General features: G+C 31.9%; 17 protein-coding genes. 11 read left to right on the forward strand and 6 right to left on the reverse strand.

Annotated features, from left to right (window positions below; translation table 11 throughout):
- The 3 genes from AC2D6V_RS02165 to AC2D6V_RS02175 are packed head-to-tail and all read left to right on the forward strand — an operon-like array spanning position 1 to position 2,621.
- On the forward strand, positions 1-726 hold the full coding sequence (locus AC2D6V_RS02165) for a polyprenol monophosphomannose synthase (RefSeq protein ID WP_484646400.1): 726 nt from the start codon (positions 1-3) through the stop codon (positions 724-726).
- Between the two features lie 6 nt (positions 727-732).
- A complete protein-coding gene (locus AC2D6V_RS02170) occupies positions 733-2,079 on the forward strand; it encodes a dihydroorotase (protein ID WP_484646401.1) in 1,347 nt (448 codons plus the stop codon).
- A complete protein-coding gene (locus AC2D6V_RS02175; protein WP_484646402.1) occupies positions 2,076-2,621 on the forward strand; it encodes a DUF4296 domain-containing protein in 546 nt (181 codons plus the stop codon). Before AC2D6V_RS02170 ends, AC2D6V_RS02175 begins: the two co-directional genes overlap by 4 nt.
- Here AC2D6V_RS02175 and AC2D6V_RS02180 read toward each other — a convergent pair.
- Positions 2,581-3,591, reverse strand: a complete 1,011-nt coding sequence (locus AC2D6V_RS02180; protein WP_484646403.1) for an NAD-dependent epimerase/dehydratase family protein — start codon at positions 3,589-3,591, stop codon at positions 2,581-2,583. The two genes, AC2D6V_RS02175 and AC2D6V_RS02180, sit on opposite strands and share 41 nt — an antisense overlap.
- Before the next feature lie 87 nt (positions 3,592-3,678).
- Between AC2D6V_RS02180 and tyrS the strand changes: the two genes are divergently transcribed.
- Complete coding sequence (gene tyrS, locus AC2D6V_RS02185; RefSeq protein ID WP_484646404.1) at positions 3,679-4,977, forward strand: tyrosine--tRNA ligase; 1,299 nt, start codon at positions 3,679-3,681, stop codon at positions 4,975-4,977.
- Positions 4,978-5,080: 103 nt separating this feature from the next.
- Here the strand turns inward: tyrS and AC2D6V_RS02190 are convergent, their stop codons facing one another.
- The 3 genes from AC2D6V_RS02190 to AC2D6V_RS02200 all read right to left on the reverse strand — a co-directional run bounded on the left by AC2D6V_RS02190 (position 5,081) and on the right by AC2D6V_RS02200 (position 8,354).
- Positions 5,081-6,061: a LuxE/PaaK family acyltransferase gene (locus AC2D6V_RS02190; RefSeq protein ID WP_484646405.1), complete on the reverse strand. Its 981-nt coding sequence runs from the start codon at positions 6,059-6,061 to the stop codon at positions 5,081-5,083.
- An 81-nt stretch (positions 6,062-6,142) separates the two neighbouring features.
- A complete protein-coding gene (locus AC2D6V_RS02195; RefSeq protein WP_484646406.1) occupies positions 6,143-7,930 on the reverse strand; it encodes a T9SS type A sorting domain-containing protein in 1,788 nt (595 codons plus the stop codon).
- 82 nt (positions 7,931-8,012) lie between these two features.
- Positions 8,013-8,354: a T9SS type A sorting domain-containing protein gene (locus AC2D6V_RS02200; RefSeq protein WP_484646407.1), complete on the reverse strand. Its 342-nt coding sequence runs from the start codon at positions 8,352-8,354 to the stop codon at positions 8,013-8,015.
- A 191-nt stretch (positions 8,355-8,545) separates the two neighbouring features.
- On the opposite strand from AC2D6V_RS02200, the gene AC2D6V_RS02205 reads away from it, so the two are divergent.
- A complete protein-coding gene (locus AC2D6V_RS02205; protein WP_484646408.1) occupies positions 8,546-9,226 on the forward strand; it encodes a response regulator transcription factor in 681 nt (226 codons plus the stop codon).
- Positions 9,227-9,233: 7 nt separating this feature from the next.
- Positions 9,234-10,277, forward strand: coding sequence for a sensor histidine kinase (locus AC2D6V_RS02210; protein ID WP_484646409.1), 1,044 nt, complete (start codon positions 9,234-9,236; stop codon positions 10,275-10,277).
- Here AC2D6V_RS02210 and AC2D6V_RS02215 read toward each other — a convergent pair.
- Positions 10,251-11,306 carry a glycosyltransferase gene (locus AC2D6V_RS02215; RefSeq protein ID WP_484646410.1) on the reverse strand — a complete coding sequence of 352 codons (1,056 nt, stop codon included), beginning with the start codon at positions 11,304-11,306 and terminating at the stop codon, positions 10,251-10,253. The two genes, AC2D6V_RS02210 and AC2D6V_RS02215, sit on opposite strands and share 27 nt — an antisense overlap.
- A 143-nt stretch (positions 11,307-11,449) precedes the next feature.
- On the opposite strand from AC2D6V_RS02215, the gene trmB reads away from it, so the two are divergent.
- The 5 genes from trmB (at position 11,450) to AC2D6V_RS02240 (ending at position 14,679) form a co-directional block, all read left to right on the forward strand.
- Positions 11,450-12,124, forward strand: a complete 675-nt coding sequence (gene trmB, locus AC2D6V_RS02220; protein WP_484646411.1) for a tRNA (guanosine(46)-N7)-methyltransferase TrmB — start codon at positions 11,450-11,452, stop codon at positions 12,122-12,124.
- A gap of 2 nt (positions 12,125-12,126) precedes the next feature.
- Complete coding sequence (locus AC2D6V_RS02225; RefSeq protein WP_484646412.1) at positions 12,127-12,756, forward strand: LysE family transporter; 630 nt, start codon at positions 12,127-12,129, stop codon at positions 12,754-12,756.
- A gap of 2 nt (positions 12,757-12,758) precedes the next feature.
- Positions 12,759-13,097 (forward strand): MGMT family protein, encoded by a 339-nt coding sequence (locus AC2D6V_RS02230; protein WP_484646413.1) that lies wholly within the window; start codon positions 12,759-12,761, stop codon positions 13,095-13,097.
- Positions 13,098-13,293: 196 nt separating this feature from the next.
- Positions 13,294-14,430 (forward strand): Mrp/NBP35 family ATP-binding protein, encoded by a 1,137-nt coding sequence (locus AC2D6V_RS02235; protein ID WP_484646414.1) that lies wholly within the window; start codon positions 13,294-13,296, stop codon positions 14,428-14,430.
- 3 nt (positions 14,431-14,433) lie between these two features.
- Complete coding sequence (locus AC2D6V_RS02240; RefSeq protein WP_484646415.1) at positions 14,434-14,679, forward strand: NifU family protein; 246 nt, start codon at positions 14,434-14,436, stop codon at positions 14,677-14,679.
- Between the two features lie 116 nt (positions 14,680-14,795).
- On the opposite strand, the gene AC2D6V_RS02245 is transcribed toward AC2D6V_RS02240, so the two are convergent.
- On the reverse strand, positions 14,796-15,173 hold the full coding sequence (locus AC2D6V_RS02245; RefSeq protein WP_484646416.1) for a HEPN domain-containing protein: 378 nt from the start codon (positions 15,171-15,173) through the stop codon (positions 14,796-14,798).
- Positions 15,174-15,275: the final 102 nt, after the last annotated feature.

A 15,275-nucleotide genomic window follows, 5' to 3' on the forward strand; every position in this document is an offset into this window, starting at 1 on the left:
ATGCAAAACACCGTTGTCATTATTCCAACATATAATGAAATAGAAAACATAGAAGCTATTATAAAAGCTGTGTTTTCGCAATCGGAAAACATTCATATTCTGATAGTGGACGATAATTCCCCAGACCTAACAGCCTTAAAAGTAAAAGAATTACAACAAGGTTTTCCTAACAGATTGTTTTTAGAATCTCGTAAAGAAAAATCTGGATTAGGCACAGCATACATCCATGGTTTTAAATGGAGCTTAAAAAAATCGTATCAATACATATTTGAAATGGACGCTGATTTTTCACATAACCCAAAGGATTTAATTCGTCTTTACAATGTATGTAAAAATGATGGCGCAGATTTAGCCATTGGGAGTCGTTACGTTACAGGCGTGAATGTAGTTAATTGGCCTATGAGTCGTGTTTTAATGTCTTATTTGGCTTCAAAATACGTGCGCTTAATTACGGGAATGAAAATACACGACACTACTGCAGGATTTATTTGTTACAAACGAAAAGTGCTCGAATCACTTAATTTAGAAGCAATTAAATTTATTGGTTATGCGTTTCAAATAGAAATGAAATTTAAAACCTATTTAAAGAAATTTAAAATTGTTGAAGTACCTGTGATATTTACAGATAGAACTAAAGGGGAATCTAAGTTGAGTTCTGGAATAATATCTGAAGCCATTTTTGGTGTTATTTCAATGAAAATAAAAAGTATCTTTAAAAAAAGTTGAAAGAAGATGAAGTTAAAAACTACGCTAATAAAAAATGCCAATATTGTTAATGAGGGTAAAATTTTCAAAGGCGAGATATTAATTGAAGGTGAGTACATTAAAGAAATTAGCGACTCCATAAGTGCAAAGTCGGCCGATGTTCATGTAATTGATGCTGAAGGCAAATATTTAATACCTGGTGCTATAGATGATCAAGTGCATTTTAGAGAACCCGGATTAACGCATAAGGCAGATATTAAAACAGAATCGAGAGCGGCTATCGCTGGTGGTATTACTTCGTTTATTGAAATGCCTAATACAAATCCGCAAACTACTACAATTGAGAAACTAGAAGAAAAATTTGAAATAGCGTCCAAAACCTCAGCTGCCAATTACTCATTTATGTTTGGAGGAACTAATGATAATTTAGATGAAATATTAAAAGTTGATCCTAAAGCTGTTGCAGGATTAAAGTTGTTTTTAGGCTCGTCTACAGGCAACATGTTGGTTGATGATCCTGCCGTTCTTGAAAAAATATTTAAGAGTACCAATATGGTTATTTCGGTTCATTGTGAAGATGAAGCTACTATCAAAAAAAACCTAAAAGAACATATCGAAAAGTATGGAGAAGACATTCCAATTAACAAGCACCCTATTATTAGAAGTGAAGAAGCTTGTTATTTGTCTTCTTCTAAAGCCATCGAACTTGCAAAAAAAACAGGCGCACGATTGCATGTTTTTCATTTATCAACTGGAAAAGAAACGAATTTATTTACTAATAAAATCCCTTTAAAGGATAAAAAAATAACCGCTGAAGTTTGCATTCATCATTTATGGTTTTCAGATAAGGATTATGATAAAAAAGGGACTTTTATTAAATGGAATCCTGCAGTAAAAACGAAAAAAGACAGATCGCAATTACTCGAGGCTTTATTGGATGATAGAATTGATGTTATAGCAACAGATCATGCACCACATACATTAGAGGAAAAAAATAATACTTATACAAATGCTCCTTCTGGGGGCCCTCTAGTGCAACACGCTTTACCAGCTATCTTGGAGATGTATCATAAAGACCAAATTTCAATTGAAAAGATTGTTGAAAAAATGTGTCATAACCCTGCTATTTTATTTGAAATTGAAAAAAGAGGGTATTTAAAAGAGGGGTATTATGCCGATATGGTTTTAGTAGATTTAAATAATCCGTGGACGGTAACAAAAGAGAATATTCTATATAAATGCGGATGGTCTCCTTTTGAAGGAGCCACCTTCAAATCTAGAATAACACATACTTTCATAAATGGTAGTATGGTTTATAATAACTTCCAGTTTTATGAAACAAATGCAGCTAAAAGATTAACTTTTAATAGATGATTTTAAAACGATTCACCATTCTTTTAGCCGTTCTTGTTTTAGCAACAGGTTGTTATAAACTCAAAGGCCCGAAAAAACCAAATAATTTGATTTCTAAGGAACAAATGGTTAATATATTAATAGATATTAGACTATTATCTTCTGCAACTGGAACCAACAAAAAAGTATTAGATAATCATAATATAATTCCCGAAGTATATATTTACGAAAAATATAAAATTGATAGTTTACAATTTAGTTTAAGCAATAATTATTATGCTTATCATGTTGATGATTACGATGACATTTATGCCAAAATTCAGGATAGCCTTAAATACTTAAAAGATTTTTTTACGAAGCTAGAGAAAAAAGAACTTGAAGAACAAAAAGAAAAAGACTCAATCAATGCTCTGGTAGCTAAAGACACCCTTATTCAAATTAAAAAATTAGATTCAATAAGAACATTTCTAAAAAAAGATTCTTTAAGACAACAATTAACACAAAAGAAACTTGAGAAAGGGCTTATTCAACCTGTTTCAGATAGTGTAACCCAACAGCAGTAATAGTATTGTCTATAGATTTAAAATCATAATTTAATCTCGATTTAATTTTATCACTACTATAAAAACCTTCGGTTTGTAGCGACCTTGCAATATGTTTTGTAAGTTTTCTTTGCTTTCCTGTTATTTTATTTTTCAACCAATCTAATTTCCATACCAAACTTAACAACCAAGAAGCGGCTAATTTTTGAGGTGGTTTCGTATTCACAGAAATGGCAAGACCTTGTAAAAAATTTTTATATGACCAATTCTCTGCAACTAATAAAAATCGTTCGTTTTTAATATCACTGTTCAACAAGGTTAACATTATTGTCACAACATCCTCTACAGCAATAAGTCCTACATTTCCAGTAGTGTAAAATTTCAATCCTTTATAAGCCCTTTTAAACAAACTTCCTGAACCATTGGACCAAATACCTCCACCTAAAATAACCCCTGGATTAACAATAACAACTTCTAATCCTTCTTGGGTTGCTCTCCAAACTTCCATTTCTGCACCATATTTTGTTATCGCATAGACATTATTATCTTCATCCGGATTCCAATTAGTATCCTCTGTTATCAGCTTATTATTTAATTCTTTTCCTAAAGTTGCTGCTGAGCTAACATAGCACAGTTTTTTAATCTTGTTAGCAATACAAGCATTCACGATATTGGCAGTTCCTTCAATATTAGTGCGTCTTAAAAGATGATACTTCTCGGACTCGAAAGACACAAACGCTGCGCAATGGTAAACATAATTAATGTTTTTAAAAGCCTCGGTTAATGCGGGAACATCTAAAATATCGGCTTTAACCCAATCTATTTTTTTAAATGCGCTTTCAACATCTTCTGTATAACAAGAAAAGACACTTTTAACATTCTTAAGTTTATTGTCGTTCCTATAAATAGCCCTTACCTTTTCATTGGCTATAACTAGTTTGTAAAGTAAATGTGCTCCAACTAAACCTGTGCTTCCTGTTACTAAAATCATACAACTAATGTAAAGAATTATTCAGAATGAGTGAGTAATTATACTTGTATTTTTATATTTGCCATAGTTTATAAAAGATCCTATAAAATGATTAAAAATTTTGTTGAAGAATTAACTTGGAGAGGTATGATTCATACCGTAATGCCTGGAGCAGAAGAACATTTAAAGGAAACTATACGCAGCGCTTATATTGGTTTCGATCCTACTGCAGATTCTTTACATATTGGAAACTTAGTCCCAATTATGTTATTGGCACATTACCAACGATGCGGACATAAACCCGTTGCTCTAGTAGGTGGAGCTACTGGTATGATTGGTGATCCTTCAGGGAAATCTAATGAGCGTAATTTATTAGATGAAAAAACATTGCGTCACAATCAAGAGGCTATAAAAAATCAATTAGCACATTTTTTAGATTTTGAAAGCAATTCTGAAAACGCCGCTATTTTAGTAAATAATTACGACTGGATGAAAGACTTTTCATTTCTTGAATTTATACGTGACGTAGGGAAACACATAACGGTAAACTATATGATGGCAAAAGATTCTGTTAAAAATAGAATTTCTTCAGAAGAAACATCGGAAGGTATGAGTTTTACAGAATTTACTTATCAATTAGTTCAAGGTTACGATTTTCTTCACTTATATAAGGCAAATAATTGTACCATTCAAATGGGTGGTAGCGATCAGTGGGGAAATATTACCACGGGTACCGAATTAATTAGACGTATTGGCGGTGGTAAAGGATTTGCTATAACCTGTCCATTAATTACAAAATCTGATGGCTCTAAATTTGGCAAGTCTGAAGGTGGCAATGTATGGTTAGATGCCAATAGAACATCACCTTATAAATTTTATCAATATTGGCTAAATTCTAGCGATGAAGATGCTGAAAAATACATTAAGATTTTCACATTTTTAAATGAAGAAGCTATTAATAGCTTAATTAAAGAGCATGCTGAAGCACCTCATTTAAGAGTTTTGCAAAAACGTTTAGCAGAGGAGTTAACAACAATGGTGCACTCTAAAGAAGATTTAAATAACGCTGTAAAAGCAAGTAGTATCCTATTTGGAAAATCAACTAGTGACGATTTAAAAGCACTCAACGATCAAACGTTTTTAGATGTATTTGATGGTGTGCCACAAACAGAAATCTCCAGCGCAGATCTTGAAAACGGATTAGATATTATAGCTGCATTAGCAGAAAAAGGTGGCTTTTTAAAATCTAATGGAGAAGCACGCCGCGCTTTAAAAGAAAACTCTATTTCTGTAAATAAAGAAAAAGTAAAAGAAGACTATAAAATTACTGCAAAAGACTTGATTAATAATAAGTTTGTATTGTTACAGCGAGGGAAGAAAAATTACTTCGTATTATCCATAAAATAAAGAAAAGCCTGGTTTAAAACCAGGCTTTTAACTAACCAACCAACTAAAAAAATTAATTTTTCTTTTTCTTAGCTATTATATAGTCGTAATGTTTTTACAAACCTTACAACACCATTAAATTACATCCTCGAATATCTGAATTGTCGAAGCGTCCAACAATTTCAAAAGAGCCTTCTTTATGTACTTTACCTAAATCCTGTGTAGCAATGAAAGAGCAAGAATTAATATTTGCTAAGTCGATAATATTAATCCCACCTGTTTGTCCACTTTCCTGAATTGTTAAAGCATCCTCTGTATCTCTAGTCAATACTTTCATCCAACTTGGGCATTTAAAAACGCCCTTCCCATTAGAATATGCCTGACTTAAAAGTTCCGTCATCCCATATTCACTATGGATAGTTTCAACACCAAAACCCTCTTTTAATTTATTATGAAGATCTGCTCGAATTAATTCTTTCCGTCTCCCCTTCATTCCTCCTGTTTCCATAATTATGGTGTTTTTTAAATTGAATTTATGTGATTCAACTAGGTCCAATAAGGCAAATGAAACCCCAATCAATAATACTTTTTTACCATTGGAATCAAGTTTCTTTAAAGTACTTGTTAACTCTGACAAATTATTCAGATAAAATCCGCTTTCGGTAGAATTTGATTGTTTAATCAAATCATCGACCATGTAGATTAGAGACGAGCCTTCTCTCTCTAAGTACGATGGCAAAAGCGCTAAAATAGTATAGTCTTCAATGTTGCCATAAAACTGAACGAATCCATCAGTAAAACTATGCTTGTATAATTCAAGGTTGGTTACATAGTGTTTACTAGTAACACTTCCCGTTGTTCCAGAACTTGTAAAAGTAGCTTCAATTGCTTCCTTTGAACTTAAAACATCATGTGTTTTAAAAAATTGTATAGGTAAAAAAGGAATATCCTTTATAGTGCTTACATCACTAGGATGCCTATTTATTAAATCGCAGAAAGATCGATACACCTTATTATTTTCAAATTGAAAATTAAAAACCTCAAGAGCCATATTTTTAAAGTCGCTTTCAGTTATTATGTTGAATATGGCTTCGGTATCTATCATAAAATTATAATAGTCAAAAATAGTCAATTAAAAAAGCGTCGCCAATAAGCAACGCTTTTAAAATATATAAGAAAATTATATTTATTGAACAACTAGTTTCTTGGTAGTTGATACTTCATCCTGAGAAATTTTAATAATATAAACTCCACTTTTTAAGTTAGAAACATTTAATTTATTATTTGAAATTGTTTTATTCAAGATCTGTTTTCCTAAAATATCAAAAACAGAAACTTGCATATTCAAATTATTTCTGTTGAATATGTTTACATAACCTAAATTTGTCGGATTAGGAAATACTGCAAAACTATTCTTTTCAACCATATCTGTAGAAAGCACTATTGTTACACTAAAATCGTTCGTGTCCCTTGCGGTAAGATAATAAGGCCCAAACCTTTCTGAAACTATCCCTGTTATGTCGGTAGGATCGACTGGCACTTCACCAGATTGTACGACATAATCAACATTTGGGTATGATGACCTAAAATTAAATGTATCCCCCCCTTGAGTCAACCCATGAGTAGATCCAGAATTAAAAATTGAAGTTGAATTATCCATGGTAACTGCAGTAACCTTAACCAATTCCGACTCATAATTCTCAGAATTCATATCTAATTCTGATAGAGTAATACTTTGAGGAGTCAAGGCGTTACTCGAAGAAGTTGCCGCTCCTGGGTCCGATGATGGCACAAATTGAAGTGTTCCTCCAAAATCAGATAATCGACCTGTAATTCCAGAAATACCATCACCTAAGTTATAGGTTGTTTTAATTATATTATCAGCATCATCAATAACAATTCCTTGACTTGAAGAATTCCCAGGGTCATCCTCAATAACTTTTTGATATCTACTATCCTGTTGAAAGGTTAAAATACCCTCTCCAGTCAATGTATAAAAATCTCCTACCGAACCCATTCTTAACTCTCCTATTGTGGCTACTGTATTTATTTGTTTAACTGAGAAAGTTGTAGTGTCTGAGTCCAATATACCTCCATCAACTAAATCAACAGTAACATTAACAACAGATCCATCCAATGTGGGGATGGATACGGATGGCTGATTTGCGGGGTAGTTAATTGTAGTGCTTTCAATTGTAACATCTACAGTTTCTGATCCTGATAAATTTGCAGTAGACCAAGTCAAATCTACACTTGTAGTACCCGGATCAAATTCAGAACCATTCGTTGGCGCTGTAATTGTAATGCTAGGCATAGCAACAAAGCCATCAATAATTCTGATATCATCCAAAGCAATATCCTCATCTGAAGAAGTTAATCCTCCAAATGTTATCCTGATATCGATAACACTTCCTGATCCCGAAATAGCAGCAGTAAACTCAGTAAAAGTATCGGTTACGGAGGCACCATCTCCATTTCCATCAAAATCCAAATCTACTTGGGGCTCTGTATTAAAGGTAGCCCCATCATTTTCAATCCATAATAAATTAGTAAAAGACCCTGAATTATCAATATCATATTCAATATGCAAAAAGTCGCTATTATCCCAATCTTGATTTGAACCGTCATCATCTTCAGCTAATAAAATTAAAAAGGTTAAATCAGTAAACGTAGAAATATCAATATCATCAAATGTCATTGTTGCAGGTGAGCTCATGCCATCAGCATCCAAATCGTGTGCAGCAAAAAAATTAGAGCCTTCAGGGCCATTATAAACTCCTGATAAATCAGTTCCATCTGTTACTGTAAAATAATCGAAGCCGCCATCATTTTGCTCAGGCATTGATGTTGTATATGATGCTGCGCCTTCAAAATTTTCTTGAAAGACAGTTGTCTGCCCAAAAGAAAGGCCATAAATTAAAAAAGTAAAAAGTAAAGTTTTTTCATTGTAAAAATTATTTAAAAAATTAGTCACTCTAAAAATAAGAATACTTTTTAATATAAAACTAAAAAAACAGCCATTTAGGCTGTTTTTTTAAAATGTATTAACTTTATCCTTACTTTATTACCAATTTTCGGGTCTCACTAATATTATTTTCTGTGATTTTTATAAAATACACTCCAGTGGATAATCGAGAAATATTAAGTTCTCTACCATTTAAAACGGTTGCATAAATTTTCTTCCCAATAACATTAAAAAACTCTATTTGTTTTATACTATTGAGTCTGGTAGTAATATTGATAAATTGTCTATTGTTACTTACTGGATTAGGATAAATAGAGAGTGCTTCTATTTTTTGGGTTACAGAATCTTTTCCATTAATATCTTGTGCAAATCCTTTTGGGATTGTAAAGAATGATAAAGTGAAAAATAAAATAAAAACGTAGTTTTTTATCATAGTAGGATTTTATAAGCTAAAGTTAATAAATAATAACGAAAGTTGTACCAAATAGATAATAAAAATTTATTCTTTTTCCCGCAAGGTTAATAGAGTGTTACTATATTGTTATTTGTTGTACCATTTCTAAAAATTACCCTTATAAGTTTTATATTTACTTTTGTAATAGTTATAAACTATCAAACTTTATAATGGATAAAAAGGATATTAAAATATTATTAGTTGATGATGAACCAGATATTCTAGAGATAGTTGGGTATAATCTATCAAGTGAAGGTTACCAAATTATTACTGCAAAAAATGGTTTTGAAGGTTTAAAAAAAGCTAAAAAAGAATTACCTCAATTAATAATTCTGGATGTTATGATGCCTGAAATGGATGGTATCGAAGCATGCGAGCAAATACGGAAAGTCCCCAATTTAAAAGATACCATTGTCACCTTTTTAACAGCAAGAGGTGAAGATTACTCACAGGTGGCAGGTTTTGATGCTGGCGCCGATGACTATATTACAAAACCTATAAAACCTAAAGTTTTAGTTAGTAAAGTTAAAGCACTTTTAAGACGTTTTAAGGAAGATGATATTATTACTACTGTAAAAATTGGGAATCTTGTTATTGACAGAGAGGAATATAAAATAAGCCTAAAAGGAGAAGAAATAATTTTACCTAGAAAAGAGTTTGAATTACTGTCTTTATTAACTTCAAAACCAGGAAAGGTTTTTAAGCGTGATGAAATCCTAGATAAAGTTTGGGGAAATGAAGTTATTGTTGGAGGGCGAACCATTGATGTTCATATTCGAAAACTGCGTGAAAAAATAGGCGATGAAAGTTTTAAAACAGTGAAAGGAGTTGGCTATAAGTTTGTAGATTAGCACCACGATGCAACCTAAATTTAAAAAAACATATCGATTTGCTGCTAAAACATCGCTTTATATTACTTTGTGCGTAACACTCTTAATGAGTGTTTTTTTCTATTATTTTTTTGAAATAAATTGGTTTCTTTTGTTAGCACTTACTATAACAATATACTTAACCTCATTCATACTTATCCAATTAAGCATAGAACGCTTTATTTATAGCAGAGTAAAAAAAATATACGATGATTTAACACTTTTAGAATCCACATCATTACCCAAAAGCGCAATTACTACAGACATGGGAACGCTTACACAAGAAATCGATAGGTTTGCACGTGATAAAAAATTAGAGATTGAAACTTTAAAAATAAGAGAACAATATCGAAAAGAATTCTTCGGAAATGTTTCTCATGAATTAAAGACACCATTATTTACGATTCAAGGTTATATTTTAACGCTTTTAGATGGCGCTATGAATGATGAAAAAATTAGAGAAAACTATTTAAAGCGTGCCAGCAAAGGGGTCGAAAGACTGAGTTATATAGTAAAAGATTTAGACATGATTACTAAGCTTGAAGTTGGTGATCTAAGTTTAGATATTGAAGAATTTGACATCGTAGAGCTTGTTAAAAATGTTTTCGAAATGTTCGAGATGCGCGCCAATAAAAAAAAGGTAACTCTTACATTCGATACAGATTATCCCAATCCAATATTGGTTAAAGCAGACAAAGAACGCATACAACAAGTATTAAGCAACCTCATCGTTAATTCGATAAAATATGGCAACCTAAAAGGAACTACAGAGGTAAGTATTGAAAACCTTATTAAAAATAAAGTTATTGTCCGTGTCACTGATAATGGAGAAGGCATTGAAAAAATCAACATACCACGCCTCTTCGAACGTTTTTATCGCGTCGATAAAAGTGGTGCACGTAGCGAAGGAGGATCTGGGTTAGGTCTCGCTATTGTAAAGCATATAATTGAAGCTCACGACGAAAAAATTTACATAGAAAGTGAGTATGGGGTAGGCAGCGAATTCTCATTCACTTTGGAAAAAGTCAAATAACTCTTTAAAATTTGGTGTTGATTCTTTAGTTGAAAATCCTTTATAAGAATTAATACTTTCAAGTTTATCTAAACTAAATTCATCTTGTGCACAACTTGGAGCTATGCCCAAATATGTTAATCGTTTAGCTAGGTACTCCTGTTCAAACTGCCCTGGTGTTGGAATAAAAAAAGCTTTTTTTTCTAATTTGGCTACATCCATTATGGTGGTATAACCCGATCTTGAAATAATAAGAGCACTTTCATTTATAGTCTTTTCTAATTCTTCAGAAATCATAAAATTATAAATAGTCATATTCTCTTTTACCTCAGAAGTTTGTTCGTCTTGCATCATACCTTTTATAAAAACTACTTTTCCTTTATAGTTTTTTAACTCATGTAATAGTTTTTCTTCTAAAAACGTTCGCTGTGGTTCTGGCCCCGATAACAATACCAGTAAATCATTTTTAATAGGTAAAGTGCTTTTAGAAAATCGACTTAAGGGACCTAAATATTTCGGTGGTATTTCAAAACGATCAGAATGTCCTAGCCTCCCACTCAAATTAATATCACCATCATAATCAGGAACCCAGCATTCATCAAACCTACTAATAAATTGTTGATGCACTTTTGTGCTGAGCCAAGTAGTGTTTCCGCTTAGAACATTTAATTGATGTGTAATAATTACCGATGGTATATTATTACTATAAACTCCTAACCTATTGTCTGAAATGATTGCTGAAATATTAAAGTCATCTATTATAGCCTTAGTAACTTTCTTTTCGTTTTTAATTGCCTTTAATAACTTAGGTGAATCTTTAAACAATTTTAGTTTAAAATATTTTCCAGTCTTTGTATAAGTAATATTATAAGTCGGAAGCTCAATAGATACTAACCCCAAGAACTCTTTTTGCAAAAGCAATAAGGCGTTACCATCACTAGCAAGAATTGGTTCTAAACCACAATCTATTAAAGCCTTAATAATAGGAATGCAGCGTGTTGCATGACCCAAACCCCAATTAAGAGGCGCAACTAAAATTCTTTTTTTCATAAGCCCATATCTAGAACGAAACATATGGTTTAAAAACCTTTAGGTTAGTTTTCGATAAATTCAAAGATACGCATATAAGCACTCTTATATATTTCCTTAATTTTACCAAAAATAATTACATAATAAGAAATAGTTAATAAACTTTGGGAAGCAAAAACAAACTTAGGAGATTTAAAGAAAATGAAACGTTTACTAATGTGCTTCAACCAACTCGTGATGAATTAGTTAATACTAATTTCAACCTAAAAGGTCATTGGCAAAAAGATGTTTTTAAAAACAAAAACGAGGTAGTACTAGAATTAGGCTGCGGAAAAGGCGAGTATTCTGTTGCTTTAGCAAAAAAATACCCTAATAAAAACTTCATTGGTATAGATATTAAAGGTGCTCGTTTTTGGCGTGGCGCTAAAACAGCTATTGAAGAAAATATTCCAAATGTCGCTTTCCTTAGGACTCAAATTGAATTAATTGACCATGCTTTCGCCGAAAATGAAGTTGATGAAATCTGGATTACTTTTCCTGATCCGCAAATAAAATATAAACGTACAAAACATCGCATGACCAATACTAAATTTCTAAACCGTTACAAAAAAATATTAAAACCAGATGGTGTTGTAAACTTAAAAACCGATAGCGAGTTTATGCATGGTTATACACTTGGATTGCTACATGGTGCTGGACACGAAGTACTTTATGCAAATCACAACGTTTATAAGCAAGAAGGAAGCCCAGAAGAAGTTACAAGCATCCAAACTTTTTATGAATCGCAGTATTTAGAACAAAACAAACCAATTACTTATATTAGATTCAAAATTAAATAATAGTGGATATAACTTTCATTTTCTTATTAGGTTTATTTTTTGCTTTTATAGGTGTTATTCCTCCTGGGTTATTAAATATGACTGCGGCTAAAATAAGCTTAAAAGAAGGTCATTCCAGAGGCATCATGTTTTCGATAGGTGTTTGTGTTATTGTTTTTTTTCAGACTTATATTGCCTCTATTTTTGCACGTTATTTAAGCATGCATCCTGAGATTGTAAATATCCTTCAACGCGTAGCTTTAATAATTTTTATTTTAATAACTGTTTACTATTTATTAATTGCAAAATCTAACCCAAAGCAACAGGTTGAGCCTAAAATAAGAAGTAAACACAGTCGCTTTTTTCATGGTGTTTTCTTATCTGCAATAAATGTATTTCCAATTCCATACCAAGCTTATATGACGATTACTCTTGCGTCCGTTGGATGGCTTTCTTTCGACCAAACTGTTATTATATCTTATGTTTCAGGAGCTGCAATGGGCACATTTGTTATGCTATATATGTATATATTTTTTTTCGATAAAATAAAAAGTAAATCATTTACATCTCAAAAGAATATGAATCGAATTATTGGAGGTATAACTGGTATTATTTCTATTGTTACTTTAATTAACATCATAAGAGACTTTTAAAAATGAAACCTGAGACTCTTAACTTCTTTGATAAGGTATACGAAATAGCAAAACAAATTCCCTATGGTCGTGTAACAAGCTACGGCGCTATTGCAAAATACCTTGGTGCAGCAAGAAGTGCTCGCATGGTTGGGTATGCTATGAATGGTTCTCATAATAAAGATGTTCCAGCACATCGCGTTGTAAACAGAAAAGGTTTACTAACAGGAAAACATCATTTTGATGGTACAAACCTAATGCAACAACTACTAGAAAGCGAAGGAATAAAGGTTGTTGATAATCAAATTCAAGATTTGGATACCGTTTTTTGGGATCCAATATTACTTCAAGAACATTTATAGTGCTATAAAATTAGACATTATTAACATTGATACATTTTCATCTGAAGATATTCGGAACTAGATTTGTTTCATTTGCCGCAATGATTTTTTTATAATTTATACTAATGTTTGCATAAATAAAAGTTGTTAGAGCACCAACTTTAATATGGTATTTATGTATATATTTGCATTTTAGAATGATTCTTAATAGAATAAAATGAAGCTCAATAAGCAAGATATATTAAAGGCTCTAGAGTCTATTACGGTGCCAGGAGAAGGACAAAACATGGTAGAAAGTGGCGCTGTTAAAAACGTGATAACATTTGGTGATGAAGTTATTGTAGATATCACCATCAAAAATCCAAGTTTACAAGCAAAAAAACGTACAGAAGTTGATATTTTAAAAACTATTCATGAGCAAGTTTATGAAAAAGCTAAAATAACCGTGAATTTAAAAGTTGATGCACCTGCAAAACCTAAAGCGAACATAATAAAAGGAAATCCAATACCAGGTATACAAAATATTGTTGCGGTGGCTTCTGGAAAAGGAGGTGTTGGTAAATCTACAGTAACTGCAAACCTAGCAGTTACATTAGCTAAAATGGGATTTAAAGTTGGTGTTTTAGATGCTGATATCTATGGTCCATCAATTCCTATTATGTTTGATGTTGAAGCTGAAAAACCTTTGGCAGTTAATATTGATGGTAAATCTAAAATGAAGCCCATAGAGAATTACGGTGTAAAAGTTTTGTCAATAGGATTCTTTACACAGCCAGATCAAGCCGTTGTCTGGCGAGGACCCATGGCAGCTAAAGCGCTAAATCAAATGATTTTTGATGCGCATTGGGGAGAATTAGATTTCTTATTACTTGATTTACCTCCAGGAACGGGAGATATTCATTTGAGCATTATGCAATCACTTCCTATTACGGGAGCAGTAATAGTAAGCACACCCCAAAATGTAGCTTTGGCAGATGCTAAAAAGGGAGTAGCAATGTTTCAGCAAGAAAGTATTAATGTCCCTGTTTTAGGGATAATAGAAAACATGGCTTATTTTACACCTGAAGAACTTCCAGATAATAAATATTATATCTTTGGAAAAGAAGGTGCTAAAAATTTAGCTGAAGATTTAGAAGTTCCTTTCTTAGGTGAATTACCATTAGTACAAAGTATTCGTGAAGCAGGAGATATAGGTCGTCCTGCAGCATTGCAAACAGCAACTGCCTTAGAACAAGCATTCGAAAAATTAACTCGAAATGTAGTAGAAGAAGTTGTGAGACGTAATGATGATTTACCACCAACCGAAGCCATTAAAATAACCACTATGGCTGGATGTTCAGCGGTTAAAAAATAAAATATGACTTCAGAAGAACTTAAAATAAACGTTGAAAAAGCTTTAGATGAAATTCGTCCATTTCTTCAAAGTGATGGAGGTGATATTTCATTATTATCTATTGAGGAAAACAATACCTTGGTTAAAGTTCAATTGTTAGGTGCATGTGTTGGCTGTAGCGTAAATCAAATGACATTAAGGTCGGGAGTTGAAATGACTATAAAAAAATACGCACCTCAAATTAAGCAAGTTGTTAATATTCAAACTTAAATTATTAGTTCAAAATATTTATGCATTGAAAGCCGATAGGTTTAAAATGAAATAACCAATTAAATAATAATTCCTTTCAAAATCACATTTTTTATTATTCTAAAAAACGTTCTTGATTAAATTATTTTTTCTCTCCTAAGAAACGAATCTAAACTATCAGCTGCATCAAAGCATTTATTGACTTTTGAAACTGAATTGCAGAAGTTTGCACTTAAATCTTTATAAGATTTGCAATCAAAATCTGATAAATCAACTTTTTCAAAACCTTTATTGATTCTTACACATTGTTCATAAAGACTGTTTATAGTTTTGTAATCTCTTGGTTCAAAACCTTTTTTTAAAAGATAACCTCTTAAATAATTTTCAATGGCATACTGGGAGTTTTTGCAGACTAAAAAAGTTACAATATCTTCTTCTGGTTTGAATAACTCTTTGTTCGCTTGATTCAATTTTTGAGCAGCCTTAACAAAGAATTGGATGGCTTCGGTTTCCATAATAAATTAATAAATAGTTAATAATTAATAGTCTTCATTCACCATACTGTATTATAGAATGGTGAATGAATTTTACACATAACATGCCTTAAACAAAGGATG

It is taken from the genome of Algibacter sp. YIN40 (assembly GCF_057219435.1).

Excerpts from the sequence above, each read along its gene's own strand:
- AC2D6V_RS02165 (WP_484646400.1), top strand. The coding sequence starts at position 1 with ATGCAAAACACCGTTGTCATTATTCCAACATATAATGAAATAGAAAAC.
- AC2D6V_RS02170 (WP_484646401.1), top strand. The coding sequence starts at position 733 with ATGAAGTTAAAAACTACGCTAATAAAAAATGCCAATATTGTTAATGAG.
- AC2D6V_RS02175 (WP_484646402.1), top strand. The coding sequence starts at position 2,076 with ATGATTTTAAAACGATTCACCATTCTTTTAGCCGTTCTTGTTTTAGCA.
- AC2D6V_RS02180 (WP_484646403.1), bottom strand. The coding sequence starts at position 3,591 with ATGATTTTAGTAACAGGAAGCACAGGTTTAGTTGGAGCACATTTACTT.
- tyrS (WP_484646404.1), top strand. The coding sequence starts at position 3,679 with ATGATTAAAAATTTTGTTGAAGAATTAACTTGGAGAGGTATGATTCAT.
- AC2D6V_RS02190 (WP_484646405.1), bottom strand. The coding sequence starts at position 6,061 with ATGATAGATACCGAAGCCATATTCAACATAATAACTGAAAGCGACTTT.
- AC2D6V_RS02200 (WP_484646407.1), bottom strand. The coding sequence starts at position 8,354 with ATGATAAAAAACTACGTTTTTATTTTATTTTTCACTTTATCATTCTTT.
- AC2D6V_RS02205 (WP_484646408.1), top strand. The coding sequence starts at position 8,546 with ATGGATAAAAAGGATATTAAAATATTATTAGTTGATGATGAACCAGAT.
- AC2D6V_RS02210 (WP_484646409.1), top strand. The coding sequence starts at position 9,234 with ATGCAACCTAAATTTAAAAAAACATATCGATTTGCTGCTAAAACATCG.
- AC2D6V_RS02215 (WP_484646410.1), bottom strand. The coding sequence starts at position 11,306 with ATGAAAAAAAGAATTTTAGTTGCGCCTCTTAATTGGGGTTTGGGTCAT.
- AC2D6V_RS02230 (WP_484646413.1), top strand. The coding sequence starts at position 12,759 with ATGAAACCTGAGACTCTTAACTTCTTTGATAAGGTATACGAAATAGCA.
- AC2D6V_RS02235 (WP_484646414.1), top strand. The coding sequence starts at position 13,294 with ATGAAGCTCAATAAGCAAGATATATTAAAGGCTCTAGAGTCTATTACG.
- AC2D6V_RS02240 (WP_484646415.1), top strand. The coding sequence starts at position 14,434 with ATGACTTCAGAAGAACTTAAAATAAACGTTGAAAAAGCTTTAGATGAA.
- AC2D6V_RS02245 (WP_484646416.1), bottom strand. The coding sequence starts at position 15,173 with ATGGAAACCGAAGCCATCCAATTCTTTGTTAAGGCTGCTCAAAAATTG.